This is a genomic window from Bacillus sp. FSL W7-1582 (genome assembly GCF_038593325.1).
GTDB classification, from domain to species: Bacteria; Bacillota; Bacilli; order Bacillales; family Bacillaceae; genus Bacillus; species Bacillus altitudinis.
This window is the reverse complement of the sequence record NZ_CP151987.1, coordinates 99,472-125,073: the sequence shown is the minus strand read 5'-3', so window position 1 is coordinate 125,073 and position 25,602 is coordinate 99,472. Positions and strand designations below refer to the sequence as shown.

The 25,602-nt window shown below is 43.4% G+C and carries 24 protein-coding genes, 3 rRNA genes and 2 other annotated features; all 27 genes read right to left on the bottom strand.

Translation table 11 applies throughout. The features are described 5' to 3' along the window. Window positions 1-237: 237 nt before the first annotated feature. Window positions 238-843, bottom strand: coding sequence for a class I SAM-dependent methyltransferase (locus NSQ11_RS00685; RefSeq protein ID WP_216099572.1), 606 nt, complete (start codon window positions 841-843; stop codon window positions 238-240). A gap of 96 nt (window positions 844-939) precedes the next feature. After that, the gene (gene rplL / locus NSQ11_RS00680; protein ID WP_008345418.1) at window positions 940-1,305 is read right to left on the bottom strand and encodes a 50S ribosomal protein L7/L12; all 366 of its coding nucleotides are present in this window, start codon (window positions 1,303-1,305) and stop codon (window positions 940-942) included. Between the two features lie 42 nt (window positions 1,306-1,347). Continuing rightward, window positions 1,348-1,848, bottom strand: a complete 501-nt coding sequence (rplJ, locus tag NSQ11_RS00675; RefSeq protein WP_007496293.1) for a 50S ribosomal protein L10 — start codon at window positions 1,846-1,848, stop codon at window positions 1,348-1,350. Between the two features lie 69 nt (window positions 1,849-1,917). Continuing rightward, window positions 1,918-2,058 (bottom strand) — a sequence feature (ribosomal protein L10 leader region). A gap of 46 nt (window positions 2,059-2,104) precedes the next feature. Then, the gene (rplA, locus tag NSQ11_RS00670) at window positions 2,105-2,803 is read right to left on the bottom strand and encodes a 50S ribosomal protein L1 (protein ID WP_007496292.1); all 699 of its coding nucleotides are present in this window, start codon (window positions 2,801-2,803) and stop codon (window positions 2,105-2,107) included. A 99-nt stretch (window positions 2,804-2,902) separates the two neighbouring features. After that, window positions 2,903-3,328 carry a 50S ribosomal protein L11 gene (rplK, locus tag NSQ11_RS00665; RefSeq protein ID WP_003216956.1) on the bottom strand — a complete coding sequence of 142 codons (426 nt, stop codon included), beginning with the start codon at window positions 3,326-3,328 and terminating at the stop codon, window positions 2,903-2,905. A 171-nt stretch (window positions 3,329-3,499) separates the two neighbouring features. After that, a complete protein-coding gene (gene nusG / locus NSQ11_RS00660) occupies window positions 3,500-4,033 on the bottom strand; it encodes a transcription termination/antitermination protein NusG (RefSeq protein WP_003217197.1) in 534 nt (177 codons plus the stop codon). 171 nt (window positions 4,034-4,204) lie between these two features. After that, window positions 4,205-4,381: a preprotein translocase subunit SecE gene (secE, locus tag NSQ11_RS00655; RefSeq protein ID WP_008345422.1), complete on the bottom strand. Its 177-nt coding sequence runs from the start codon at window positions 4,379-4,381 to the stop codon at window positions 4,205-4,207. A gap of 34 nt (window positions 4,382-4,415) precedes the next feature. Continuing rightward, window positions 4,416-4,565 carry a 50S ribosomal protein L33 gene (rpmG, locus tag NSQ11_RS00650; RefSeq protein WP_008356502.1) on the bottom strand — a complete coding sequence of 50 codons (150 nt, stop codon included), beginning with the start codon at window positions 4,563-4,565 and terminating at the stop codon, window positions 4,416-4,418. Window positions 4,566-4,641: 76 nt separating this feature from the next. After that, window positions 4,642-5,298: an RNA polymerase sporulation sigma factor SigH gene (gene sigH, locus NSQ11_RS00645; protein ID WP_008345424.1), complete on the bottom strand. Its 657-nt coding sequence runs from the start codon at window positions 5,296-5,298 to the stop codon at window positions 4,642-4,644. Window positions 5,299-5,361: 63 nt separating this feature from the next. Then, window positions 5,362-5,874 (bottom strand): ribosome-dependent mRNA decay endonuclease Rae1/YacP, encoded by a 513-nt coding sequence (gene rae1 / locus NSQ11_RS00640; RefSeq protein WP_007496285.1) that lies wholly within the window; start codon window positions 5,872-5,874, stop codon window positions 5,362-5,364. A gap of 2 nt (window positions 5,875-5,876) precedes the next feature. Continuing rightward, window positions 5,877-6,626 (bottom strand): 23S rRNA (guanosine(2251)-2'-O)-methyltransferase RlmB, encoded by a 750-nt coding sequence (gene rlmB / locus NSQ11_RS00635; protein WP_008345427.1) that lies wholly within the window; start codon window positions 6,624-6,626, stop codon window positions 5,877-5,879. Next, window positions 6,610-7,041: a Mini-ribonuclease 3 gene (locus NSQ11_RS00630; RefSeq protein ID WP_046342446.1), complete on the bottom strand. Its 432-nt coding sequence runs from the start codon at window positions 7,039-7,041 to the stop codon at window positions 6,610-6,612. Before NSQ11_RS00630 ends, rlmB begins: the two co-directional genes overlap by 17 nt. 3 nt (window positions 7,042-7,044) lie before the next feature. Continuing rightward, window positions 7,045-8,445, bottom strand: coding sequence for a cysteine--tRNA ligase (gene cysS, locus NSQ11_RS00625; protein WP_008345429.1), 1,401 nt, complete (start codon window positions 8,443-8,445; stop codon window positions 7,045-7,047). Next, on the bottom strand, window positions 8,442-9,095 hold the full coding sequence (gene cysE / locus NSQ11_RS00620; RefSeq protein WP_017366453.1) for a serine O-acetyltransferase: 654 nt from the start codon (window positions 9,093-9,095) through the stop codon (window positions 8,442-8,444). The genes cysS and cysE overlap by 4 nt, the downstream gene beginning before the upstream one ends. An 81-nt stretch (window positions 9,096-9,176) precedes the next feature. Beyond that, window positions 9,177-9,406 (bottom strand) — a binding site (T-box leader). Next, entirely contained in the window at window positions 9,407-10,858 is a 1,452-nt protein-coding gene (gene gltX, locus NSQ11_RS00615; RefSeq protein ID WP_007496275.1) for a glutamate--tRNA ligase, read from the bottom strand. Window positions 10,859-10,952: 94 nt separating this feature from the next. After that, window positions 10,953-11,429, bottom strand: a complete 477-nt coding sequence (gene ispF / locus NSQ11_RS00610) for a 2-C-methyl-D-erythritol 2,4-cyclodiphosphate synthase (RefSeq protein WP_007496273.1) — start codon at window positions 11,427-11,429, stop codon at window positions 10,953-10,955. A 3-nt stretch (window positions 11,430-11,432) separates the two neighbouring features. After that, window positions 11,433-12,122: a 2-C-methyl-D-erythritol 4-phosphate cytidylyltransferase gene (gene ispD / locus NSQ11_RS00605; protein WP_008345432.1), complete on the bottom strand. Its 690-nt coding sequence runs from the start codon at window positions 12,120-12,122 to the stop codon at window positions 11,433-11,435. A gap of 13 nt (window positions 12,123-12,135) precedes the next feature. Further along, window positions 12,136-13,236: a PIN/TRAM domain-containing protein gene (locus NSQ11_RS00600; RefSeq protein WP_003217214.1), complete on the bottom strand. Its 1,101-nt coding sequence runs from the start codon at window positions 13,234-13,236 to the stop codon at window positions 12,136-12,138. A 153-nt stretch (window positions 13,237-13,389) separates the two neighbouring features. Beyond that, a complete protein-coding gene (gene disA / locus NSQ11_RS00595; RefSeq protein WP_007496267.1) occupies window positions 13,390-14,469 on the bottom strand; it encodes a DNA integrity scanning diadenylate cyclase DisA in 1,080 nt (359 codons plus the stop codon). 2 nt (window positions 14,470-14,471) lie between these two features. Continuing rightward, a complete protein-coding gene (gene radA / locus NSQ11_RS00590; RefSeq protein ID WP_017359160.1) occupies window positions 14,472-15,851 on the bottom strand; it encodes a DNA repair protein RadA in 1,380 nt (459 codons plus the stop codon). A gap of 93 nt (window positions 15,852-15,944) precedes the next feature. Further along, window positions 15,945-18,380 carry an ATP-dependent protease ATP-binding subunit ClpC gene (clpC, locus tag NSQ11_RS00585; protein ID WP_017359159.1) on the bottom strand — a complete coding sequence of 812 codons (2,436 nt, stop codon included), beginning with the start codon at window positions 18,378-18,380 and terminating at the stop codon, window positions 15,945-15,947. Beyond that, window positions 18,377-19,468: a protein arginine kinase gene (locus NSQ11_RS00580; protein WP_008345444.1), complete on the bottom strand. Its 1,092-nt coding sequence runs from the start codon at window positions 19,466-19,468 to the stop codon at window positions 18,377-18,379. Before NSQ11_RS00580 ends, clpC begins: the two co-directional genes overlap by 4 nt. Before the next feature lie 4 nt (window positions 19,469-19,472). Further along, the gene (locus tag NSQ11_RS00575; RefSeq protein ID WP_007496258.1) at window positions 19,473-20,030 is read right to left on the bottom strand and encodes a UvrB/UvrC motif-containing protein; all 558 of its coding nucleotides are present in this window, start codon (window positions 20,028-20,030) and stop codon (window positions 19,473-19,475) included. A gap of 14 nt (window positions 20,031-20,044) precedes the next feature. Further along, window positions 20,045-20,509 carry a CtsR family transcriptional regulator gene (locus tag NSQ11_RS00570; RefSeq protein ID WP_035391577.1) on the bottom strand — a complete coding sequence of 155 codons (465 nt, stop codon included), beginning with the start codon at window positions 20,507-20,509 and terminating at the stop codon, window positions 20,045-20,047. Window positions 20,510-20,686: 177 nt separating this feature from the next. Then, window positions 20,687-20,802, bottom strand: a 5S ribosomal RNA gene (gene rrf / locus NSQ11_RS00565). Window positions 20,803-20,863: 61 nt separating this feature from the next. Continuing rightward, a 23S ribosomal RNA gene (locus NSQ11_RS00560) occupies window positions 20,864-23,794 on the bottom strand. Window positions 23,795-23,976: 182 nt separating this feature from the next. Next, window positions 23,977-25,525, bottom strand: a 16S ribosomal RNA gene (locus NSQ11_RS00555). Together the 16S, 23S and 5S rRNA genes form the textbook arrangement of a ribosomal RNA operon. Between the last annotated feature and the right edge of the window lie 77 nt (window positions 25,526-25,602).

Below are 25,602 nucleotides of genomic sequence, written 5' to 3'. Positions count from 1 at the left end.
CATGCGTATTATATGTGTAAAAAGTATTTCTGTCTTTCAAATGTCAGTAAAGAAATACTTTTACAAGACAAAAGAAAAAAGGGTTTCTAAAATAAGAAAACCACATCCAAAAACAAATACCGATTTTATTAGTTTTCCCAAGTATGCATAATTTATACAAAATAGTTGTTTTTTAAGCCTATCAAGCAAAATATACACATTGGCATTTTATAATGTTAACACAGCTAGGAAACTGCGTCAAACTTTTTTAGCTTTGATAATATAGTAGCCCTTTTTTTTCATAACGACCGTCACTTCTCCAAAAAGCTGCTCTAATTTCTCAATCGCAGATGGTCCACCTTGTTTTTTCTGAATAACCACCCACAACTCACCTTCCGGCAATAAATGATCAGCACTTTTTTCAAAGATCGCATGTACTACTTTCTTCCCTGCCCGTATTGGGGGATTGGTCAGTATAGAGGCAAAAGCAGCTGATGAATGAACATTCGAGAACAAATCACTTTGATAGATGCGGACATTATCAATGCGATTATGCTTAGCGTTTTCCTTTGAAAGTTCGACTGCTCTTTCGTTCACATCAATCATATGAATGGTGCGGTCTGTCATTTCGTTTGCTAACGATAAGCCGATCGGTCCATAACCGCAACCGACATCTAAGACGTCGCCATCCAAGTCAGGTTCTTCAAAAGCTTCAATTAAAAGCCTCGAACCATAGTCGACTTCTTTCTTAGAAAACACTCCACTGTCACTTGTAAAAGTAAAGCTACGGTTTCTCAAGGTGAAGTCCCATGTCTGTTTATTGCTTTTCACTGATGGCTTTTCCGTATAATAGTGGTCACTCATGGTGAATGGACCTCCTCTGGATTCAATCGTTTCAGGAGATAAGAAAAGAAAAAGCCCGCCAGTAAAAGCGAGCTTTCCCAAAAGATTAGGCGAAGATTACTTAACTTCTACAGAAGCGCCAACTTCTTCAAGCTTAGCTTTAAGTTCTTCAGCTTCTTCTTTAGCAATACCTTCTTTAAGTGGTTTTGGAGTGTTGTCAACAAGTTCTTTAGCTTCTTTCAAGCCAAGACCAGTGATTTCACGAACCACTTTGATAACTTTGATTTTTTGGTCTCCAGCACCAGCAAGTACTAGATCAAAATCAGTTTTTTCTTCAGCAGCAGCACCGCCACCAGCAGCTACAGCTACAGGAGCAGCAGCAGTTACGCCAAATTCTTCTTCGATTGCTTTTACTAAGTCGTTTAACTCAAGTACAGTTGCTTCTTTAACTGAAGCAATGATTTCTTCGATATTTAAAGCCATTTGTAATTCCTCCATTTTTAAGTTTTTTACGTCAAGTACGCATTAAGCGCCTTGTTCTTCTTTTTGATCTGCAACTGCTTTAGTAGCAAGAGCAAGGTTACGAACTGGAGCTTGAAGAACGCTAAGCAACATAGATAGTAAGCCTTCGCGAGACGGAAGTTCCGCAAGAGCCTTCACTTCTTCTACAGTCGCTACGTTTCCTTCGATAACACCAGCTTTGATTTCTAAAGCTTCGTGGCTTTTCGCAAATTCGTTGATGATTTTCGCAGGTGCGATAACATCTTCGTTACTGAATGCGATAGCGTTTGGACCTGTTAAGAAATCGTTTAAACCCGTTAGTTCAACTTGTTCAACTGCACGGCGAGTCAAAGTATTTTTGTAAACTTTGAATTCTACGCCAGCATCACGAAGCTGTTTACGAAGTTCAGTCACTTCAGAAACTGAAAGACCGCGGTAATCTACGATTACAGTAGACAAACTGTCTTTAAATTTAGAAGTAATTTCATCAACGACAACTTTTTTAGTATCGATTGCATTGCTCATGGTTACACCTCCTGTACATTCTTTGTGTAACACTTATACCGATCAGGCCATCACGTTCCTAACGAACGGTTCTCCATATAAAAAGCCTCCATTAAGACATGGAGGCTGTATATACAAGCATACGTTAACGTAAGACTGTGACATATACACCTCGGCGGGTTAATTAAGCCATAAGGCCCCTGCTGTCTACGGTATAAATGATTATTCTATTTTACAACATTTTGATATTATCAAAACGGTTGTGACAAGTCAAGAATTATTTTGCAGAGAAAGAAGATGGGTCCACTTTCACGCCAGGGCCCATAGTAGATGTAACAGAAACGTTTTTCACGTATACACCTTTAGCCGCTGCAGGTTTTGCTTTAAGGATTGTGTCATAGATTGTTGCAAAGTTCTCAACAAGCTTTTCGTCCTCGAAAGAAACCTTTCCGATTGGCGCGTGGATGTTACCAGCTTTATCAACGCGGTATTCTACTTTACCAGCTTTGATTTCATTGATTGCTTTTTCTACTTCGAAAGTTACAGTTCCTGTTTTAGGGTTTGGCATAAGACCTTTTGGTCCAAGTACACGACCGATCTTACCAACTTCACCCATCATGTCAGGTGTCGCAACGATTACATCGAATTCGAACCAGCCTTGTTGGATTTTAGTGATGTAATCAGAATCTCCAACGTAGTCTGCTCCAGCAGCTTCTGCTTCTTTTGCTTTTTCGCCTTTAGCGAACACAAGAACGCGTTGAGTTTTACCAGTTCCGTTAGGAAGTACAACTGCACCGCGGATTTGTTGATCGTTTTTACGAGGGTCTACGCCCAAACGAAAAGCAACTTCTACAGTCGCATCAAATTTCGCTGTATTTGCTTTTTTTGTAAGAGAAACAGCTTCAGCTACATCATACGCTTTAGTACGTTCGATTAGCTTAGCAGCTTCTACATACTTTTTACCTTTTTTAGCCATTATAAAAATCCTCCTTATGTGGTTTTAGCGGAATAACCTCCCACGAATAAGGGTTGCGAACTTGTCAAAACCAAACTCGCAACCCAACAAGACAAAAAATTAATCTTCGATGACAATACCCATACTGCGTGCAGTACCTTCAACCATGCGCATAGCTGATTCAACGCTAGCAGCGTTTAAGTCAGGCATTTTTGTTTCCGCGATTTCGCGTACTTTATCACGCTTAACAGTTGCCACTTTATTACGGTTAGGTTCACCAGAACCAGACTCAATACCAGCTGCTTTTTTAAGTAAAACTGCAGCAGGTGGAGTTTTAGTAATAAATGTAAATGAACGGTCTTCAAAAACCGAAATTTCAACAGGAATGATAAGACCAGCTTGGTCAGCTGTACGAGCGTTAAACTCCTTACAGAATCCCATGATATTAACACCGGCTTGACCTAGTGCAGGTCCAACTGGTGGAGCTGGGTTAGCTTTTCCAGCAGGAATTTGCAATTTAACAACTTTAACTACTTTTTTAGCCACGAGACACACCTCCTTAAAGTCCGTGATGTGGTAATAGGGGAATCCCCCTCCCACTCAACAACTTCATTCTTTATATGAATGACGAAATAACTAGCTAGCGATCTTGAGCGAACTCAAGACGTACCTTTGCTATATTACCACTTCTATACACTCATTTCAAGCTCTTTTAAATTACAATTTATCGATCTGTGTGAACTCAAGTTCCACAGGAGTTTCTCTACCAAACATATTAACGAATACTTTGACTTTGCTTTTATCATAATCAATCTCTTCGATAGAGCCTGTGAAGTTAGCAAATGGTCCATCGATGACCTTGACTGTTTCTTTAAGTTCAAAGTCGATTTCTGTCTTGCGCTCTTCAAGCCCCATTCTCTTCAGAATGGTTTCTGCTTCGCCAGGTAATAACGCTGTCGGCTTAGAGCCTGATCCAGCTGATCCAACGAATCCTGTCACACCTGGTGTATTACGAACGACATACCAAGAATCGTCAGTCATGACGATTTCTACTAACACATATCCAGGGAATACTTTCTTTTTCACTACTTTTTTCTTACCGTTTTTAATGTCCGTTTCTTCTTCTTCTGGTACAACAACGCGGAAAATTTTATCCTGCATGCCCATTGATTCAACACGCTTTTCCAAGTTCGCTTTCACTTTGTTCTCATAGCCAGAGTACGTATGCACAACATACCAATTCTTTTCCATTTTCGTTCAGGACTATTTAGTCCTTCCCTCCCCACATTTCGTAATGTCTATTTGACGAATCTCGAGTACCGGTAAATATTTTCAAGCAATTGAAAAAACCCGTAAAACGGGTTTTTTGGCAAGTCATATTATGATCTATTATAGCACGTTCAGCAGACCATTATTCAAGTATTAATGAATTAATTCGATTAATTGTGAGATTCCTATATCAAGAAAAGAGAAAAAGATGGCAAAAAATACGACTGTTAAAATAACAGTGATCGTGTAGCGGACCATTTCGTTTTTCTTTGGCCAGCTGACCTTTTTCATTTCTTTCCCGACACTTTTTAAGAAACTGATAATACGCATGTAAAAGACCTCCACAGATTAAAGAACGCAAATCCTACTTCGTTTCTAAATGTGTTTTATGTGAATTACAAGTCTTGCAATATTTCTTAACTTCTAATCTTTCAGCTGCTGAAGCAACACTTTTCATTGTCGTATAATTGCGGCTTCCGCAGTCTTTACAGGCTAGAGTAATCTTTTTCCTCATATTTACACCTATTTTCTCGACATCATTTCCTTAGTACCTTATCACAGTGTCGAAAAAGCTGTCAATATAGGTTTGATTAGAGACTGATCTCGCGCAGCTCTAAATATTTCTCTAATTTTCTCTTTACTCTTTGGAGTGCGTTATCAATTGATTTCACATGACGGTTTAAATCTTCAGAAATCTCCTGATAGGACCTACCATCAAGATAAAGCACAAGTACCTTTCTTTCCAGCTCGCTTAGTAATTCACCCATTTTCATTTCAATATCATCAAATTCTTCTTTGCTAATGATTAAATCTTCTGGGTTAAGCGCTTTAGCACCGGAAATGACGTCCAATAATGTTCTGTCCGATTCTTCATCGTATATCGGCTTGTCTAATGATACATAGGAATTTAACGGGATATGTTTTTGGCGAGTAGCTGTTTTAATTGCGGTGATAATTTGGCGGGTAATACATAATTCTGCAAAAGCCTTAAATGAAGTAAGCTTGTCCTCTCTGAAATCGCGGATAGACTTATAAAGTCCGATCATCCCCTCTTGGACAATGTCCTCTCGATCCGCTCCAATCAAGAAATAAGATCTTGCTTTCGCACGTACAAAATTGCGGTATTTCGTTATTAAATAATCTAGCGCATCACTATCTCCGACATGAACCCTTTCAATGACTTGTTCATCTTCCAACTGGCAAAATTGCTCTCTGATGGACTTACCCTTGCTGTTGTTTAGATTCACTTCGATCCCCCCGACCGCACCTAGATAGAAATATTATACAATAATGGTTGAAATATCGTCAAGCTATTCCAAGTTTCCCCGCCGCCATTTTTCAAACGTTTTCAATACATCTTCTGACAATTCAATTTTGGATGCTGGTTTATCAGAAGTAATCTTTTTGACACGTGTTTCAATCTTTCGTTCAATCACTTCTATCTCTCTTAAGAGCTCTCGTGCTGACTTACGAAGTGCACCCTGTCCAAAAATTGCCCATTGTTCTGTATAATCAGAGGTCGCCACATGAATTTGCGTCCGAATGTTATTCAAGTCTTGTGCCAGTTTTTCAATCCGCTCATCAGCCGTTTCATTTTCTCTTGTAAAGATGACCTCTACTCGGTGGTTTGTCCGCTTCTTTTCGATTCCTTTGACCATATGGGCATCGAATACGACAATGACTCGATACCCTGTATATGCTTGATATTCTGCTAAATGTTGAATCAGCACGTCTCTGGCTTCTTCAAAGCTGTTTTCTTTTAAGTGCTGCAAACGAGGCCATGCACCTATCATGTTGTATCCATCGACTAAGAGGATGTCCATCTCTATTCTCCTAACGGATAACGTTTTCGATACACTTCATACATCAATAGACTAGCGGCAACTGATGCATTTAATGAAGTGACCTGCCCGGCCATTGGCAATTTAATCAAGAAATCACATTTTTCCTTAATCAATCGGCCAATTCCTTTTCCTTCACTGCCGATGACAAGAGCGAGAGGCATCGTGCCGTCAAATTGTCTGTAGTCCTGCTTCGCAGATGCATCTGTTCCTGCGACCCAGATTCCTCTTTCTTTCATTTCATCAAGAGCTCTGGAAAGATTGGTTACTTTTGCGACCGGGATATGTTCAATGGCTCCAGTAGATGCTTTCGCAACAGTTGTCGTCAAGCCTACCGCTCGTCGTTTTGGAATGACGATTCCATGTGCACCAACAGCATCGGCCGTACGCATGATCGACCCTAAATTGTGCGGATCTTCAATTTCATCTAAGATGATGAAAAATGGTTGTTCATTCCGCTTTTCAGCAATTTGATACAGATCGTCCAATTCTGCATATTCATATGCTGCTACTTGTGCAACGATTCCCTGGTGCTGACCTGTTACCATCTGATCAAGCTTTTTCCTCGGAACATACTGAATGGTGATATTTTGCTTTTTCGCGAGTTCAATGACCTGCTGGGCTTGTCCTTTTACAGTGTTTTCTGCCATCCAGAGCTTGTATAACTCCCGATCTGACTTCAGTGTTTCAATCACTGCATTTTTCCCAATCACATAATCATGTTGCTGACTCATTTGTCTTCCTCCCTGACGTTCCGATTTCAATCGCCTGACTAATCAACTCTTCTAAGCGTTCGTCCTGCTTCTCGATAAATAAATAACCCATGAGCGCTTCAAACGCTGTACTATAACGATACGTTTGAACGTCTGTGTTTTTAGGCACTGTGCCTGATTTTGCATTTCTTCCTCTTTTCAGCACCGCTTCTTCCGCTTCTGTGAAAAAGCCCTTCTGCTGAAGCTCAAATAAAATAGCGGCCTGAGATTTAGCTGAAACGATCTTACTTGCACGTTTATGAAGCTCATTTGGTTTGGTCGCCCCCATTTGGAGGAGGTGATGCCTCACGTATACTTCAAAAATGGCATCACCCATATAAGCAAGCGCAAGTCCGTTCAACTGTTTTCCGTCTTTCAGCTTTTCAAAATTCAACATGACCTATTCTCCTCTTTTCCAGCGCGTACCTTGAGGAGTGTCCTCCAATACAATATTCATGCTCTTTAACTGGTCACGAATTTGATCAGACAATGCGAAGTCACGATTCCTTCTAGCTTCATTCCGCTTCTCAATTAATGCTTCTACCTCTTCGTCAAGCGTGTGCTTTTCTTCTAGTGAGAAGCCGAGGACGGATGTGATTTCTTGGAACAAGCCAATAAATGCCTTGATCACTTCCTCGGAAGTATGATCATTTTCCATATAGTAATTCGCTTGTTTCGCTAGTTCAAATAAAACAGAGATGGCATTTGCCGTATTGAAGTCATCATTCATTTCAGAAATAAATGTCGCACGCTGCTCTTCAATCTTTGTCAGCCATTCCGTGTTATCCTCTGTTAAATTGGTACTGCTCTCAAGGCGATGATGTAGATTTGAATAAGATGTTTTGAGTCTGTTAAATGCACTCTTTGTACTTTCCAATAAGTCAATGGAGTAATTGATTGGATGACGATAGTGAACCGACAGCATAAAGAAACGAAGCACATCTGGATCTTGTTCTTTAATAATGTCATGTACGAGCACAAAGTTCCCAAGTGATTTTGACATTTTTTCATTCTCAATATTAATATACCCGTTATGCATCCAATACTTCGCAAAAGGTTTTCCTGTCAAAGCCTCAGATTGAGCAATCTCATTCTCGTGATGAGGGAACGTTAAATCCTGTCCGCCAGCATGAATGTCAATCGTATCGCCTAAATACTTTTTGACCATCGCAGAGCACTCGATGTGCCAGCCTGGCCGCCCTTCTCCCCACGGGCTATCCCAAGAAATCTCCTGATCCTTTGCGGCCTTCCATAATGCAAAGTCGAGTGCATCCCTTTTCTTTTCACCTACACGAATACGGGCACCTGTCTTTAATTCATCAATCGATTGGTGAGACAGTTTTCCGTAGCCTTCAAATGAGCGTGTGCTGTAATACACGTCACCATCTGCTTCATAGGCGTAGCCTTTTTCAATCAATGTGGCGATAAACGCAATGATATCATCCATATTTTCTGTCACTCGCGGGTGAAGGTCTGCTTTTTTGCAGCCTAATGCACTGACGTCCTCAAAGTATGCTTGGATAAATCGATCAGCAATCGTTGGGACATCCTCGCCTAATTCATTTGCTGCTTTGATGAGTTTATCATCCACATCAGTAAAGTTGGATACGAAATTCACATCATAGCCGCTATATTCTAAATACTTACGTACCGTATCATATACAATGGCCGGTCTTGCATTCCCGATATGAATGTAGTTATACACGGTTGGTCCGCATACATACATTTTGACCTTTCCTGGTTCAAGCGGGACAAACTCTTCCTTCTTACGTGTCAATGTATTATAAATATTGATTGTCATGATTGTTCTTCCTTTCTGCTCAATGAAGCCAGCTCACGTTTTAGCTTTTCCATTTCTCGCTCCAATTCTTTGAAACGATCAGAAACTGGATCTGGCAAATCTTGATGATTGAGATCACGATTGATTTTCTTTCCATTTTGAACGACCACTCGCCCAGGTATACCTACAACAGTAGAATGGTCTGGTACGTCTTTTAACACAACAGACCCCGCACCAATCTTGGACCCTTTTCCTACGGTAATAGAACCGAGCACCTTAGCACCAGTCGCAATCAGCGCATCGTCCAAAATAGTTGGATGCCGCTTTCCCTTTTCTTTCCCTGTTCCCCCTAATGTCACGCCTTGGAAAACAGTGACGTTATCGCCAATTTCACATGTTTCCCCAATCACGACGCCCATGCCGTGATCAATAAAGAACCGCCGGCCGATGGTTGCTGCTGGGTGAATCTCAACCCCTGTGAAAAACCGGCTGACCTGAGAAATGATCCGCGCAAGAAAATACAGCTTACGCTTGTAAAATGCATGCGCAACACGATGAGCCCAAATCGCATGAAGCCCTGAATAGGTTAGCACTACTTCAAGATAGCTTCTAGCAGCAGGATCTTGATCAAACACAGTATCAATATCTTCTTTCAGCATTTTGAAAAACACATGCTCCCCCCGTTCTTCCCCATCAATCTCTCTTAGGACTTGCTCTCTTTTTTGGACAAATAAAAAACGCCTCTGCCATATGACAGAGACGTTTTGAAAACGCGGTTCCACTCTGTTTAGAAAGCCCTCATTTCGCAGCCTTCTCAACTTCATCCCATAACGGAGGGTACCGCCCTTGCATACTAACATACGTGTTCCTCAAGGGTCTTGAGGGTGCATTTCCAACGTCTGCCCATAAGTCTCTTTCAGCCGGTGAAGACTCTTTCTGTGATGGACGATAACATTGTACTTCTCCCTCGCAACGATTTTCCTTATATTTGTTTAATGCGGTTTAATACCGTCTCTTTACCTAGTAGTTCAATACTTTGCGGAAGCTCTGGGCCATGCGTTTGTCCAGTGACAGCCACACGAATTGGCATGAATAGTTTCTTACCTTTATGCCCTGTTTCTTTTTGTACCGCTTTAATGGCAGCTTTGATTTCATCAGGTGTGAAAGACTCAAGACGTTCAAGCTGACCTGCAAACGAAGCCATCACTTCTGGTACTTGCTCTTCTGCAAGAACTTCCTTTGCCTCTTGATTATACTCAATTTGTTCCTTAAAGAACAACTCTGTTAACTCAACAATTTCTGCTCCGTAGCTCAATTGCTCGTGGTATAGAGAAATGAGTTTGCGCACCCACGTGTTTTCTTCTTCTGTCAGCTGCTCGCTTACCTTGCCTGCCTTTTGAAGATGTGGAAGTGTAAGTGCCACAACTTGATCAAGATCAAGTGCTTTTACGTATTGGTTATTCACCCATTTTAGTTTATGCATATCGAAGAGAGCTGGTGACTTAGAAAGTCGATTGACATCGAAAATATCGATGAACTGCTCTTTTGTAAATAGTTCCTCTTCGCCAACTGGAGACCATCCAAGTAGTGCAATGAAGTTAAACAAAGCTTCTGGTAAATAGCCCAAGTTCTTATACTGTTCGATGAACTGGATAATTGATTCATCACGCTTACTTAATTTCTTGCGATTCTCGTTTACAATCAGCGTCATATGTCCGAACAGCGGAACATCCCAGCCAAATGCATTGAAGACCATAATTTGTTTAGGTGTATTCGAGATGTGATCCTCACCACGAAGAATGTGAGTCATTTTCATCAAATGATCATCCACCGCTACAGCGAAGTTATACGTTGGCGTACCATCTTTCTTCACAATAACAAAGTCACCGATGCCGTCTGTTTCAAATGAAATCTCGCCTTTGACCATATCGTCAAATTTTATGATTTCTCCTTTAGGCACTCGGAAGCGGATGCTTGGCTCTCTTCCTTCAGCAATCAGCTTGTCCTCTTCTTCTTTTGATAAATGACTGCATTTACCAGAGTATCGCGGCATTTCACTGCGGGCAATTTGTGCTTCACGCTCTTCTTCTAGTTCTTCAGCCGTACAATAGCACTTATACGCCAAGTCTTTCTCTAGCAGCTCGTCATAATATTTTTTGTAAATATCATTACGCTCTGATTGTCTGTAAGGACCGTAGCCCCCATCTTTATCAATGCTCTCATCCCAATCAATTCCGAGCCACTGCAGGTGGCGAAGCTGACTTTCTTCTCCGCCTTCTACATTACGCTTTTGATCCGTATCCTCGATTCGAATAATAAATTTGCCGCCTTGGCTGCGTGCGAACAAATAGTTGAAAAGAGCCGTTCTAGCATTCCCAATATGTAAATGACCAGTTGGACTCGGTGCATAACGAACACGCACTTCATTTCCCATGAGTTTAACTTCCTTTCATCTGCATCATGTTGTCTGACACCAATTTTTTATAAACGTATTTTATCATCAAAACCCATTCTCATCAAAACGGATTTTACTTTTTCTGAAGAAGCACTGTCGCCTGAGAGGCAATTCCTTCGCCTCTTCCTGTAAATCCAAGTTTCTCTGTCGTTGTTGCTTTGACATTCACCTGTGTGACATCTGCCTCAAGAGCTTCTGCGATTTTCTCACACATTGGCTGAATGTATGGTGCCATCTTTGGTTTTTGCGCCATGATGGTGCAATCGATATTCACCAGTGTATAGCCTTTTTCTTTTACAAGCGCCCACACGTGCTGAAGTAATTTAAAAGAGTCTGCATCTTTAAACTCCGGATCCGTGTCTGGGAAATGTCTGCCGATATCTCCTTCTGCAATCGCACCTAGGCAGGCATCCGCCACAGTATGAAGCAGTACATCCGCATCTGAATGCCCAAGTAGACCCTTTTCATAAGGGATCGTCACACCGCCAATAATAAGAGGTCTTCCCTCTGTTAATTGATGCACATCAAAACCTTGTCCTATTCTAAACATGTTCTAGTACCCTCTTTCCGCATCCATAATTGCCTTGGCAACCAATAAATCATCCGGTGTTGTCAGTTTAATATTGGTATAGTCTCCTTGGACAATATACACACTCTCACCGTGTAATTGTTCCACAAGACTGGCGTCATCTGTTCCAAGAAAGCCTGTCCGCTCCGCATGTTCATGCGCTTCTTTTAAAATAGAATGACGAAAAGCTTGTGGGGTCTGGACTGCCCACAAGCTCTGACGTTCAATGGTTTGTTCCACTTTGCCTTCTTGAACGCGTTTGATTGTGTCTTTCACTGGTACCGCTACGACTGCGGAGCCTTTTTCAATCGCTGCTTTAACGAGCAAGTCAATCTGTGTATGCTTAATAAAAGGCCTTGCGCCATCATGAACAAGCACGATGTCCGCATCTTGCACAGCCTTCAATCCTTCGTATACACTTTGCTGCCGTTCTTCACCGCCAGTGACAAGTGAAACAGGCGTTTGAAAAGCGTGTACCTTCAGTAGCCTTTCAAAGTCACGACGCTCTTCTTCATTGATCGCTAAGATCATGCGTCTGCATTGTGAATGAGCGTCAAACACCTTCAGTGTGTGGATGATGACCGGCATTCTTTTCAATTCAATAAAAAGTTTATTGCGGCCGGCCTTCATTCGCTTCCCCTGCCCCGCAGCCGGAATAACTACTTCATAATACATGTTCGTTCTCCCTTTAGAGCGCCTTCTCCAGAAGTTTTGGCTTCGCAAAAATCATTCTTCCAGCAGCAGTTTGCAGCACACTCGTGACGAGCACATCAATGTCTTTTCCAATATAATTGCGTCCTTCTTCGACCACAATCATCGTACCGTCATCTAAGTAAGCAACACCTTGGTTATGCTCTTTCCCATCTTTGATGACCTGTACCTTCATTTCTTCCCCAGGCAGTACAACCGGTTTGACTGCATTGGCTAGATCATTGATGTTTAACACTGCTACTTTTTGAAGTTCGCATACTTTATTTAAATTAAAATCATTTGTCACAACAACACCTGAAGTTAACTTAGCGAGTTTCACAAGCTTGCTGTCAACCTCTTGAATATCTTCAAAGTCACCTTCGTAAATTTCAACTTTAATATCCAGTTCTTTTTGGATACGATTTAAAATATCAAGACCTCTTCGGCCTCTATTTCTCTTTAATACATCAGAAGAGTCTGCAATATGTTGTAATTCCTCGAGTACAAATTGAGGAATGACCATCACACCTTCTAGGAATCCAGTTTGACAAATATCTGCGATTCTTCCATCAATGATAACACTTGTGTCTAAAATTTTCAGCTTTTTATCTTCTATTTCAGGTTCATCATCAGCTGCTCCTTTTTTCTTTGTGACCTTTGCAGATCGGGAGAACAACCCCATCATTTCATCCTTCTTCTTAAACCCTACCTGAAATCCAAGGTATCCTAAAAAGAAAGCCAGGAAAATCGGAATAATGGTACCAAAAATATGATATGGGATATTGTTTAGCGGGATCACGTTTACAATAAGATATGCTAGAATAAGTCCAAATACTAAACCGAAACTTCCAGATATAAGATCAGGAAGAGGCGCCTTCAATAGAGAATCCTCGATCCATTTCACCCAATTAACCACATAGCCTGTGCACCATTTACCAATGATAAAGAACACAGCGGCTCCTATTAGTGCTGAAGAGTAAGCATTTGTTATGAAAGGTATGTCCTTCACATTTAACAGCAGAAATAACTCTGGAATGATAAAAATCCCTACAACTGCACCGAAAATGATAAAAAACGCCTGAACGATTCTTTTTAACATACCTTCACCTCCTTTATTTTTCATCTGTCAATCCACCTTCATCTGACATTGATATATGCTTAAGTTTCCTATCATCATGAACAGAAAACAAAACCATCATTAATATACCCATATTCATCCATTTTTAACCGTATTTAAGAAAAATTTCTCTTTTTATAGCTGACGGTCGATATAATGTTTTTCTTGCAGTCTTTTTAATCCTTTTTTTATCTTTTTCGCTCTTACTTCTCCAATTCCTTCTACTTCATCCAAATCTTGTACATCCGCTTCCATAATTCGATCTAGCACACCAAATGCTTCGACCACGTTTTCAACGATTGGCATAGGCAGTCTAGGGATTTTATGAAGTAATCTGTAACCTCTAGTGTACACATATTCGTCAATATTTGTAGATGCTGGATAGCCGAGTAACTTGTACAAAATAGAGTCATCTAAAAGTTCAAAGCTCGACATATCTTGGAGCTGTTTCAGCAGTACATATGGATCTTTGATCTTTTCTTTCACGTAATCTTTAATAAATAATGCCGCTTCCTGCTCCATATCTGTAATCAGCTCATTGACTTGCAGACGGATCAAGTGTCCTTCTGTCCCAAGCTCTTTGATATACATATTGATTTCATTTTTAATTCTAAGTACCATTTCATAACGATGTAGCACGGATAATACATCACCAAAGGTCACAAGCTCTTCAAATTCTAAGGCGCTTAACGCAGAAATGGCATGATCTAAAATGGTTTTATATTTCTCAAGTGTTTGTATCGCTTGGTTGGCCTTCGTCAAAATAAAACCAATATCTTTCAGCGTATATCGTCGATTCCCTTGGTATAAGGTAATGACGTTCCGACGTTCAGAAATGGCAATGATTAAGCAACCTGTCTGCTTTGCTACACGTTCAGCCGTTCGGTGTCTCATGCCTGTTTCTGATGAATGAATGGTTGCATCCGGCATGAGCTGTGTATTCGCATACAAGATTTTTTGACCAGAGTCACTTAAAATAATCGCCCCATCCATCTTCGCCAATTCATATAAATGTGCTGGGGAGAATGCAGAATTAATATGAAATCCTCCATCTACCACACTTTTCACTTTATCGTTATAACCAACAACAATGAGCCCTCCAGTATTGGCTCTTAGGACGTTTTCAATCCCTGCCCGCAGGGGTGTCCCCGGTGCCACAAACTGGACAATATCTAAGAGATCGACTTCTCTCGCTCCTTTTTTCTCTTTTTCCATTTCTATGATCCCCCTAGTGAAATACGAAGTGCCTCTGCTACATTTTCTACACCGACTAACTCAATCCCTCTCGGTTTTTTCCATCCATCTATATTCGCCTGAGGAATAAACATTCGCTTAAATCCTAGTTTAGCAGCTTCCTGCACACGCTGTTCAATTCTTGATACTCTTCTGACTTCTCCCGTCAGACCCACTTCTCCTATAAAGCAATCTGCTTGATGCGGCGCTGCATCTTTAAAGCTTGATGCAATACTAACGGCAATAGCCAAGTCAATCGCTGGTTCATCAAGTTTCACACCACCTGCGACCTTTAAATAGGCATCTTGGTTTTGCAGCAGCAGCCCTACCCGTTTTTCTAAAACGGCCATAAGCAATGACACTCGGTTATGATCAAGGCCAGTAGCCATTCTCCGTGGATTCCCAAAGCTCGTCGGTGAAATAAGTGCTTGTATCTCCACTAGAACAGGTCTTGTTCCTTCCATTGAGGCAACAACACACGATCCAGATACACCTGCTGACCGCTCTTCTAAGAAGATTTCTGATGGGTTTAATACCTCTGTGAGCCCTTCCTCTCTCATTTCAAAAATTCCTAATTCATTCGTTGAACCAAAACGGTTTTTCACTGCCCGTAAAATACGAAACGTATGATGGCGCTCCCCTTCAAAATAAAGAACTGTATCCACCATATGCTCTAAAAGGCGCGGCCCAGCAATCGAGCCTTCTTTCGTCACGTGACCAACGATAAAAATAGGAATACCATTCGTCTTGGCAATTTTCATCAGCTGGGCAGTGCATTCCCTCACCTGAGAAACAGATCCAGGAGCTGACGTGATATCGCTTTGATAAACGGTTTGAATTGAATCGACCACAACAAAAGCGGGTTTCATCTCTTGTATAGCAGACGTTATATACTCCATATCGGTTTCAGCCAAAACATGTAAAGAGGCACTTTCAATACCGAGACGGTCCGCCCTAAGCTTCGTTTGTTTGATTGATTCCTCACCAGATATGTATAACACATTCTGATTTTGATCTGATAGCTGTGCTGAAACTTGTAATAATAGTGTGGACTTCCCAATCCCAGGATCACCGCCAATAAGAACGAGTGAACCTTTGACAATTCCACTTCCTAATACTCGGTTAAATTCTTCTAAATTCGTTTTAATTCGGGGTTCTTCGGATGTTTCAATTGCAGATATAGGTGAAGGTTTTTGAATGGTTTGAACAGAATGATTAAACGCACTTCGACGATTTGCCGGCTCTTTACGAACGACCTCTTCTGTCATACTGTTCCAAGTGCCGCAGCCGGGACATTTCCCCATCCATTTGGCTGACTCATAACCGCACGATTGGCATATAAATTTTGATTTTGACTTAGCCATAGATTGAAGAATACAACTCCTTATACTGGTCAGAAAATAAGTAAAGGGAGGCATCCAACTTACTGGTATGCCTCACACTTTTTTCTTACTATATTAGTTCGTAGCAGCCGTTGCTTTTACGACAATTTCTCCATTCTCTACATCTAATACGATATGTTGGCCCTTTTCAATATTGCCTTTCAGCAATTCCTCAGAAAGTCGATCCTCGACGTGCTTTTGAATCGCTCTTCTTAACGGACGAGCACCATACTCAAGATCTACGCCTTCGTCGGCAATCTTGGCTTTTGCTGCTTCCGTCAATTCAATTGAAAGGTCCTGCTCTTTTAGTCGTTTTGTCAATTGATCAGACATGAGAGACACAATCTCTTTTAGATGTTTCTTTTCGAGTGAGTGGAAGACAATGATTTCATCAATACGGTTGATGAACTCCGGTCTAAACGCACGTTTCAACTCACCCATTACTTTGCCTTTCATATCTTTGTAATTTTGACTTTCATCCTGCACGTTAAAGCCAACATATTTATTGCGCTTCAGCTCACTAGCTCCAACGTTTGAAGTCATAATCAAAATCGTATTTCTAAAGTCAACAGTACGACCTTTAGAATCAGTGAGACGACCATCTTCTAATACTTGAAGTAAGATGTTAAACACATCAGGGTGTGCCTTTTCAATCTCATCTAGAAGCACGACAGAATACGGCTTTCTTCTCACCTTTTCAGTCAGCTGACCGCCCTCATCATAGCCCACATAGCCTGGAGGTGATCCAACAAGTCTTGAAGTCGAGTGTTTTTCCATGTACTCAGACATATCAATACGAATCATCGCTTCTTCATCACCGAAGATAGACTCGGCGAGTGCTCTTGCAAGCTCAGTCTTACCAACACCTGTTGGCCCTAAGAAAATAAAGGAGCCAATCGGACGTTTCGGATCTTTTAGTCCAGCACGGGCACGTCTTACAGCTTTTGCAACAGCAACAACTGCTTCATCCTGTCCAATGACGCGAGAGTGGAGCAATTGTTCCATGTTTAGAAGCTTATCTGTTTCTGTTTGAGCAATTTTCGAAACAGGTACTCCCGTCCAGCTAGAAACAACCATTGCGATATCATCCACAGAAACCTCTGAATTCTCTTGTCCCTGCTTTTCTTTCCAAGATTTCTTCGTCACTTCTACCTTTTCACGCAAACGTTGCTCCGTATCACGAAGAGAAGCGGCTTTTTCAAATTCTTGACTTTGAACAGCTGCATCCTTTTCCTTGCGTACTTCATCCAGCTTTTGCTCAAGTTCCTTTAGATTAGGCGGTGTTGTGAAAGAACGTAAACGAACTTTTGAACCCGCCTCATCAATTAAGTCAATCGCCTTATCTGGAAGGAAACGATCAGAGATATAACGATCAGAAAGCTTTACCGCCGCCTCAATGGCTTCATCTGTAATAGACACACGGTGATGTGCTTCATAACGGTCTCTAAGCCCTCTTAAAATTTGAATACTTTCATCAACAGATGGCTGGTCCACTTGAATTGGCTGGAATCGACGTTCAAGTGCAGCATCTTTTTCAATATATTTACGGTACTCATCTAACGTTGTTGCCCCGATACATTGAAGCTCACCACGTGCTAAAGATGGTTTTAGAATATTAGAGGCATCAATCGCACCCTCTGCTCCTCCTGCACCAATCAGTGTATGAAGCTCATCAATGAAGAGAATGATATTTCCAGCCTGACGGATTTCGTCCATGACTTTTTTCAAACGATCCTCGAATTCACCACGATATTTCGTTCCCGCTACAACGGTTCCCATATCAAGTGTCATGACTCGTTTATCACGCAAAATTTCAGGCACTTCGTTGTGAATAATTTGCTGTGCGAGGCCTTCTGCGATCGCTGTTTTACCAACACCAGGCTCTCCAATCAGCACAGGGTTATTCTTTGTTCTTCTACTTAACACCTCAATGACACGCTGAATTTCTTTGCTACGGCCAATCACAGGGTCCAAGCTGTCCTCTTTCGCAATAGCCGTTAAGTCTCTTGCCAAGCTATCTAAAGTTGGTGTATTGGCATTGCTATTAGATCCTGCCGCAGATGCACCCGTTTCATTGCTGCCTAGAAGCTGCAATACTTGCTGGCGTGCTTTATTTAAGCTTACTCCGAGGTTATTTAAGACACGGGCAGCTACACCCTCTCCCTCACGAATAAGACCTAAAAGAATATGTTCTGTCCCTACATAGGAATGACCAAGCTTTCTCGCTTCATCCATAGAAAGCTCCGTAACCTTCTTCGCTCTAGGTGTGTAATGAGGAATAGCTTGAGACACCTCTTGCCCTCTTCCAATCAAGCTCTCGACTTCTTTTTGGATTTTATCTGAAACAAGGCCCAGTGCTTCTAAGGCTTTTGCGGCAATGCCCTCACCTTCACGTACAAGACCAAGTAAAATATGCTCTGTTCCGATGTTCTTATGGCCTAGGCGAATGGCTTCTTCTTGTGCAAGTGCTAATACCTTTTGAGCTCTTTCAGTGAATCTTCCAAACATCATATCGTTTCATCCTCCTGTCCATTCCTATGCATTTCTAAGCGCAGCCTTTCTCTAATAATTGCTGCTCGTTTTATATCTCTTTCATTTGGTTCCAAGGCTCCTCCTGAATATTGCTGAAGGAAGCCAGGCTGTGTCAAAATCATGAGTTCATTCAGTATATTACTTGAAAGCCCCTTAATGATACCTAAATCAATTCCAAGTCGCACATCTGACAAACACTTAGCCGTTTCCTTAGATTCAATCATGCGACAATTAGCCAAAATCCCCAAGGAACGGTACACTCTGTCTTCAAGTTCAATTTTAGACGTCTGATATAATGCCTTACGTGCAGATCGCTCTTGTTCAATGAGCTGCGCCGTCACACTATTCAAGTCATCTACAATATCTTCTTCTGATTGACCCAGTGTCATTTGATTTGAAATTTGAAAGATGTTTCCTATTGCTTCGCTACCCTCACCATAAATTCCTCTGACCACAAGACCTAATTGATTAATTGCAGGAATAATGCGATTCATTTGTCTTGTCAGGGCTAATGCTGGTAAGTGCATCATGACTGAAGCCCTAATACCTGTACCTACATTGGTCGGACAGCTCGTTAAGTATCCTCGCTTTTCAGAAAACGCATAATCCACTTGCTCTTCAATCCAGTCATCTATTTGGTTAGCTGCTTTTAGTGCATTAGCCAGCTGAAATCCTGGGAACAAGCATTGAATACGAATATGGTCTTCCTCATTCAGCATGACACTGATTTCTTCATTTTCTGAAAGCAAACAGCCGCCAAATCTTGATTCTGCTAAATTGGGGCTAATCAAATGCTTTTCAACAAGTACCCTTTTAGCCAAAGGCTGCGTGTCATTCATTCGAATCAGAACAAAGTTTCCAATGTCCTTCACTTCCTGGCTCGCAAACTTTTGCTCGAATTGCTGAAGAACAGCTTCAGCCTCCTCTTGAGAAAACTGAGTTGGGAAACGAACATGCTCTAGATTGCGTGCCAGCCGAATACGACTGCTTAGAACAATGTCACTTTCTGGTCCTTTCTGTTTCATCCATTGACTTAATGCGTCTTGAATAAAATGCTGGAGCGACATGTCGTTAATCTCCCTCCCTCTGCTGAGATTGCTCATGCTCTAACGCACGAATTTGATCTCGAACTTCCGCTGCTTTTTCAAACTCTTCCTGTTCAATCAGCTGCTTCAGTTCTTGCTGCATTAACTCAAGTTTCCGGCGAACATGCAGACTGCCGGCAATCCGTTTAGGGACTTTTCCATTATGGACTGTATTTCCACTATGGACTTTCCTTAAAACAGGATTTAAATACTGATCAAAGGTTCGATAACATTCTGCACAGCCAAAACGGCCTGTTTTCCTGAATTGCTGAAAAGTTAAGCCACACTTAGGACATTGATCCACTTCTCTTGCCTCTTGAAAAATAGATGATCCTTTATTCGCACTTGTGGTAAAGCTAGGATCAATATTCAATAAGCCTGATAATAAGTTGTGAATCGAGAAACCTTGGTTTCCACTCATAGCATATGAATCACTGTTTTCTTTTGCACATTGTTCACATATGTGCATTTCTTGTTTTTCTCCATTTATTACTTTCGTAAAGTGAAAAGTGGCTGGTCTCTCATTGCATTCTTGACAAATCAATCTTTTCACCCGCTTTACTTTAATTTCAAAGCATTTAACATCGCTTTCATCATCCGAGCCCGCAGTTCATCTCGTTCAGGTAAATCAATGTGTAAAACAGAACGGTCCATGACACTAATCATCATCTTTGCTTCTCTTTCGGATAAAATGTTGTTCTCAACAAGACGCATGATGATATGATCAGATGCAGCCTGTGATAAACGATGATATATTTGGGAAATAATGTTGTTCAATAAATCGACTTCATCATTTATTTTGACTTTAATGATACGGATATAGCCACCACCGCCACGCTTACTTTCGACGATATAACCTCTTTCGCTCGTAAAGCGTGTATTGATAACATAGTTAATTTGTGAAGGTACGCATTGAAACTTATCTGCAATTTCATTGCGTTTAATTTCTAATATTTCTCGACCATTCTGATCCAAGACTTCCTTCAAATACTGCTCGATGATATCAGAAATATTTTGTGCCACTCCGCCTCCTCCTCCATTGACTTTGACTATATTTGACTTTAATCTTACTATAAATTTTTTCGATCGATTTTTCAAGATAATCGCTCAACTAACAATATTATTTCCACATTTATCTGGTGCCAAACATCCCAAAAACACAAAAAAGACCAGTTCCGATTGGAACTGATCCTTTGAAAAGCTTGGCGGCGTCCTACTCTCACAGGGGGAAACCCCCAACTACCATCGGCGCTGAAGAGCTTAACTTCCGTGTTCGGTATGGGAACGGGTGTGACCTCTTCGCTATCGCCACCAAACCTGATGGAGAGAATGTTCTCTCAAAACTAGATAACAATGTTCATTTTTCACATTAGAATATAGGTTAAGTCCTCGATCTATTAGTATCTGTCAGCTCCACGTGTCACCACGCTTCCACCTCAGACCTATCAACCTGATCATCTTTCAGGGATCTTACTTCCTTGCGGAATGGGAAATCTCATCTTGAGGGGGGCTTCATGCTTAGATGCTTTCAGCACTTATCCCGTCCGCACATAGCTACCCAGCGATGCCCTTGGCAGAACAACTGGTACACCAGCGGTGCGTCCATCCCGGTCCTCTCGTACTAAGGACAGCTCCTCTCAAATTTCCTGCGCCCGCGACGGATAGGGACCGAACTGTCTCACGACGTTCTGAACCCAGCTCGCGTACCGCTTTAATGGGCGAACAGCCCAACCCTTGGGACCGACTACAGCCCCAGGATGCGATGAGCCGACATCGAGGTGCCAAACCTCCCCGTCGATGTGGACTCTTGGGGGAGATAAGCCTGTTATCCCCGGGGTAGCTTTTATCCGTTGAGCGATGGCCCTTCCATGCGGAACCACCGGATCACTAAGCCCGACTTTCGTCCCTGCTCGACTTGTAGGTCTCGCAGTCAAGCTCCCTTGTGCCTTTACACTCTGCGAATGATTTCCAACCATTCTGAGGGAACCTTTGGGCGCCTCCGTTACATTTTAGGAGGCGACCGCCCCAGTCAAACTGCCCACCTGACACTGTCTCCCTGCCCGATAAGGGCAGCGGGTTAGAAGGTCAATACAGCCAGGGTAGTATCCCACCGATGCCTCCACCGAAGCTAGCGCTCCGGTTTCCAAGGCTCCTACCTATCCTGTACAAGCTGTACCAACATTCAATATCAGGCTGCAGTAAAGCTCCACGGGGTCTTTCCGTCCTGTCGCGGGTAACCTGCATCTTCACAGGTACTATAATTTCACCGAGTCTCTCGTTGAGACAGTGCCCAGATCGTTGCGCCTTTCGTGCGGGTCGGAACTTACCCGACAAGGAATTTCGCTACCTTAGGACCGTTATAGTTACGGCCGCCGTTTACTGGGGCTTCAATTCGCACCTTCGCTTACGCTAAGCGCTCCTCTTAACCTTCCAGCACCGGGCAGGCGTCAGCCCCTATACTTCGCCTTACGGCTTCGCAGAGACCTGTGTTTTTGCTAAACAGTCGCCTGGGCCTATTCACTGCGGCTTCTCGGGGCTTTAACACCCTAAGAAGCACCCCTTCTCCCGAAGTTACGGGGTCATTTTGCCGAGTTCCTTAACGAGAGTTCTCTCGATCACCTTAGGATTCTCTCCTCGCCTACCTGTGTCGGTTTGCGGTACGGGCACCTCTCACCTCGCTAGAGGCTTTTCTTGGCAGTGTGGAATCAGGAACTTCGCTACTAAATTTCGCTCGCCATCACAGCTCAGCCTTCACGGGAAACGGATTTGCCTATTTCCCAGCCTAACTGCTTGGACGCGGATATCCAATACCGCGCTTACCCTATCCTCCTGCGTCCCCCCATTGCTCAAATGGTGAGGAGGTGGTACAGGAATATCAACCTGTTGTCCATCGCCTACGCCTTTCGGCCTCGGCTTAGGTCCCGACTAACCCTGAGCGGACGAGCCTTCCTCAGGAAACCTTAGGCATTCGGTGGACGGGATTCTCACCCGTCTTTCGCTACTCATACCGGCATTCTCACTTCTAAGCGCTCCACCAGTCCTTCCGGTCTGACTTCACTGCACTTAGAACGCTCTCCTACCACTGTTCGTAAGAACAGTCCGCAGCTTCGGTGATACGTTTAGCCCCGGTACATTTTCGGCGCAGAGTCACTCGACCAGTGAGCTATTACGCACTCTTTAAATGGTGGCTGCTTCTAAGCCAACATCCTGGTTGTCTAAGCAACTCCACATCCTTTTCCACTTAACGTATACTTTGGGACCTTAGCTGGCGGTCTGGGCTGTTTCCCTTTCGACTACGGATCTTATCACTCGCAGTCTGACTCCCAAGGATAAGTCATCGGCATTCGGAGTTTGACTGAATTCGGTAACCCGGTAGGGGCCCCTAGTCCAATCAGTGCTCTACCTCCGAGACTCTTACCTTGAGGCTAGCCCTAAAGCTATTTCGGAGAGAACCAGCTATCTCCAGGTTCGATTGGCATTTCACCCCTACCCACACCTCATCCCCGCACTTTTCAACGTGCGTGGGTTCGGGCCTCCATTCAGTGTTACCTGAACTTCACCCTGGACATGGGTAGATCACCTGGTTTCGGGTCTACGACCACGTACTCATGCGCCCTATTCAGACTCGCTTTCGCTGCGGCTCCGCATCTTCTGCTTAACCTTGCACGGGATCGTAACTCGCCGGTTCATTCTACAAAAGGCACGCCATCACCCGTTAACGGGCTCTGACTACTTGTAGGCACACGGTTTCAGGATCTATTTCACTCCCCTTCCGGGGTGCTTTTCACCTTTCCCTCACGGTACTGGTTCACTATCGGTCACTAGGGAGTATTTAGCCTTGGGAGATGGTCCTCCCGGATTCCGACGGAATTTCACGTGTTCCGCCGTACTCAGGATCCACTCTGGAGAGAACAACATTTCAGTTACAGGGCTGTTACCTTCTTTGGCGGGCCTTTCCAGACCTCTTCGCTTATATCGTTCCTTTGTAACTCCGTATAGAGTGTCCTACAACCCCAAGAGGCAAGCCTCTTGGTTTGGGCTGTTCCCGTTTCGCTCGCCGCTACTCAGGGAATCGCATTTGCTTTCTCTTCCTCCGGGTACTTAGATGTTTCAGTTCCCCGGGTATGCCTTCTCATACTCTATGTATTCAAGTATGGATACTACTCCATTACGAGCAGTGGGTTTCCCCATTCGGAAATCTCCGGATCAAAGCTTGCTTACAGCTCCCCGAAGCATATCGGTGTTCGTCCCGTCCTTCATCGGCTCCTAGTGCCAAGGCATCCACCGTGCGCCCTTTCTAACTTAACCATTTCTTACTTTAGAAAGAATCACTATGTGTGATGAACTTTGCATTGCATTCAATGTGAATGTATTACTTATTGTTATCTAGTTTTCAAAGAACAATCCTGTCTCGCTAGAGACATGTTTGAAGGAATGATCCTTCAAAACTAAACAAGACGAAAAACGTACGCTGCTCCATATATCCTTAGAAAGGAGGTGATCCAGCCGCACCTTCCGATACGGCTACCTTGTTACGACTTCACCCCAATCATCTGCCCCACCTTCGGCGGCTGGCTCCATAAAGGTTACCTCACCGACTTCGGGTGTTGCAAACTCTCGTGGTGTGACGGGCGGTGTGTACAAGGCCCGGGAACGTATTCACCGCGGCATGCTGATCCGCGATTACTAGCGATTCCAGCTTCACGCAGTCGAGTTGCAGACTGCGATCCGAACTGAGAACAGATTTGTGGGATTGGCTAAACCTTGCGGTCTCGCAGCCCTTTGTTCTGTCCATTGTAGCACGTGTGTAGCCCAGGTCATAAGGGGCATGATGATTTGACGTCATCCCCACCTTCCTCCGGTTTGTCACCGGCAGTCACCTTAGAGTGCCCAACTGAATGCTGGCAACTAAGATCAAGGGTTGCGCTCGTTGCGGGACTTAACCCAACATCTCACGACACGAGCTGACGACAACCATGCACCACCTGTCACTCTGTCCCCGAAGGGAAAGCCCTATCTCTAGGGTTGTCAGAGGATGTCAAGACCTGGTAAGGTTCTTCGCGTTGCTTCGAATTAAACCACATGCTCCACCGCTTGTGCGGGCCCCCGTCAATTCCTTTGAGTTTCAGTCTTGCGACCGTACTCCCCAGGCGGAGTGCTTAATGCGTTAGCTGCAGCACTAAGGGGCGGAAACCCCCTAACACTTAGCACTCATCGTTTACGGCGTGGACTACCAGGGTATCTAATCCTGTTCGCTCCCCACGCTTTCGCTCCTCAGCGTCAGTTACAGACCAGAGAGTCGCCTTCGCCACTGGTGTTCCTCCACATCTCTACGCATTTCACCGCTACACGTGGAATTCCACTCTCCTCTTCTGCACTCAAGTTTCCCAGTTTCCAATGACCCTCCCCGGTTGAGCCGGGGGCTTTCACATCAGACTTAAGAAACCGCCTGCGAGCCCTTTACGCCCAATAATTCCGGACAACGCTTGCCACCTACGTATTACCGCGGCTGCTGGCACGTAGTTAGCCGTGGCTTTCTGGTTAGGTACCGTCAAGGTGCAAGCAGTTACTCTTGCACTTGTTCTTCCCTAACAACAGAGCTTTACGATCCGAAAACCTTCATCACTCACGCGGCGTTGCTCCGTCAGACTTTCGTCCATTGCGGAAGATTCCCTACTGCTGCCTCCCGTAGGAGTCTGGGCCGTGTCTCAGTCCCAGTGTGGCCGATCACCCTCTCAGGTCGGCTACGCATCGTCGCCTTGGTGAGCCGTTACCTCACCAACTAGCTAATGCGCCGCGGGTCCATCTGTAAGTGACAGCCGAAACCGTCTTTCATCCTTGAACCATGCGGTTCAAGGAACTATCCGGTATTAGCTCCGGTTTCCCGGAGTTATCCCAGTCTTACAGGCAGGTTACCCACGTGTTACTCACCCGTCCGCCGCTAACATCCGGGAGCAAGCTCCCTTCTGTCCGCTCGACTTGCATGTATTAGGCACGCCGCCAGCGTTCGTCCTGAGCCAGGATCAAACTCTCCGAAAAAGTACAAAACCGAAGTTTTGTTTTTCGTCAGCGTTTGACTGACTACCTATGATGTATCATAGGATTTTTTTATAAAA

Coding starts and splice junctions, on each gene's coding strand:
- NSQ11_RS00685 (WP_216099572.1), bottom strand. CDS start 843: ATGAGTGACCACTATTATACGGAAAAGCCATCAGTGAAAAGCAATAAA.
- rplL (WP_008345418.1), bottom strand. CDS start 1,305: ATGGCTTTAAATATCGAAGAAATCATTGCTTCAGTTAAAGAAGCAACT.
- rplJ (WP_007496293.1), bottom strand. CDS start 1,848: ATGAGCAATGCAATCGATACTAAAAAAGTTGTCGTTGATGAAATTACT.
- rplA (WP_007496292.1), bottom strand. CDS start 2,803: ATGGCTAAAAAAGGTAAAAAGTATGTAGAAGCTGCTAAGCTAATCGAA.
- nusG (WP_003217197.1), bottom strand. CDS start 4,033: ATGGAAAAGAATTGGTATGTTGTGCATACGTACTCTGGCTATGAGAAC.
- secE (WP_008345422.1), bottom strand. CDS start 4,381: ATGCGTATTATCAGTTTCTTAAAAAGTGTCGGGAAAGAAATGAAAAAG.
- rpmG (WP_008356502.1), bottom strand. CDS start 4,565: ATGAGGAAAAAGATTACTCTAGCCTGTAAAGACTGCGGAAGCCGCAAT.
- rae1 (WP_007496285.1), bottom strand. CDS start 5,874: ATGGACATCCTCTTAGTCGATGGATACAACATGATAGGTGCATGGCCT.
- rlmB (WP_008345427.1), bottom strand. CDS start 6,626: ATGAGTCAGCAACATGATTATGTGATTGGGAAAAATGCAGTGATTGAA.
- NSQ11_RS00630 (WP_046342446.1), bottom strand. CDS start 7,041: ATGTTGAATTTTGAAAAGCTGAAAGACGGAAAACAGTTGAACGGACTT.
- cysS (WP_008345429.1), bottom strand. CDS start 8,445: ATGACAATCAATATTTATAATACATTGACACGTAAGAAGGAAGAGTTT.
- gltX (WP_007496275.1), bottom strand. CDS start 10,858: ATGGGAAATGAAGTGCGTGTTCGTTATGCACCGAGTCCAACTGGTCAT.
- ispF (WP_007496273.1), bottom strand. CDS start 11,429: ATGTTTAGAATAGGACAAGGTTTTGATGTGCATCAATTAACAGAGGGA.
- ispD (WP_008345432.1), bottom strand. CDS start 12,122: ATGTATTATGAAGTAGTTATTCCGGCTGCGGGGCAGGGGAAGCGAATG.
- NSQ11_RS00600 (WP_003217214.1), bottom strand. CDS start 13,236: ATGTTAAAAAGAATCGTTCAGGCGTTTTTTATCATTTTCGGTGCAGTT.
- disA (WP_007496267.1), bottom strand. CDS start 14,469: ATGGAAAAAGAGAAAAAAGGAGCGAGAGAAGTCGATCTCTTAGATATT.
- radA (WP_017359160.1), bottom strand. CDS start 15,851: ATGGCTAAGTCAAAATCAAAATTTATATGCCAATCGTGCGGTTATGAG.
- clpC (WP_017359159.1), bottom strand. CDS start 18,380: ATGATGTTTGGAAGATTCACTGAAAGAGCTCAAAAGGTATTAGCACTT.
- NSQ11_RS00580 (WP_008345444.1), bottom strand. CDS start 19,468: ATGTCGCTCCAGCATTTTATTCAAGACGCATTAAGTCAATGGATGAAA.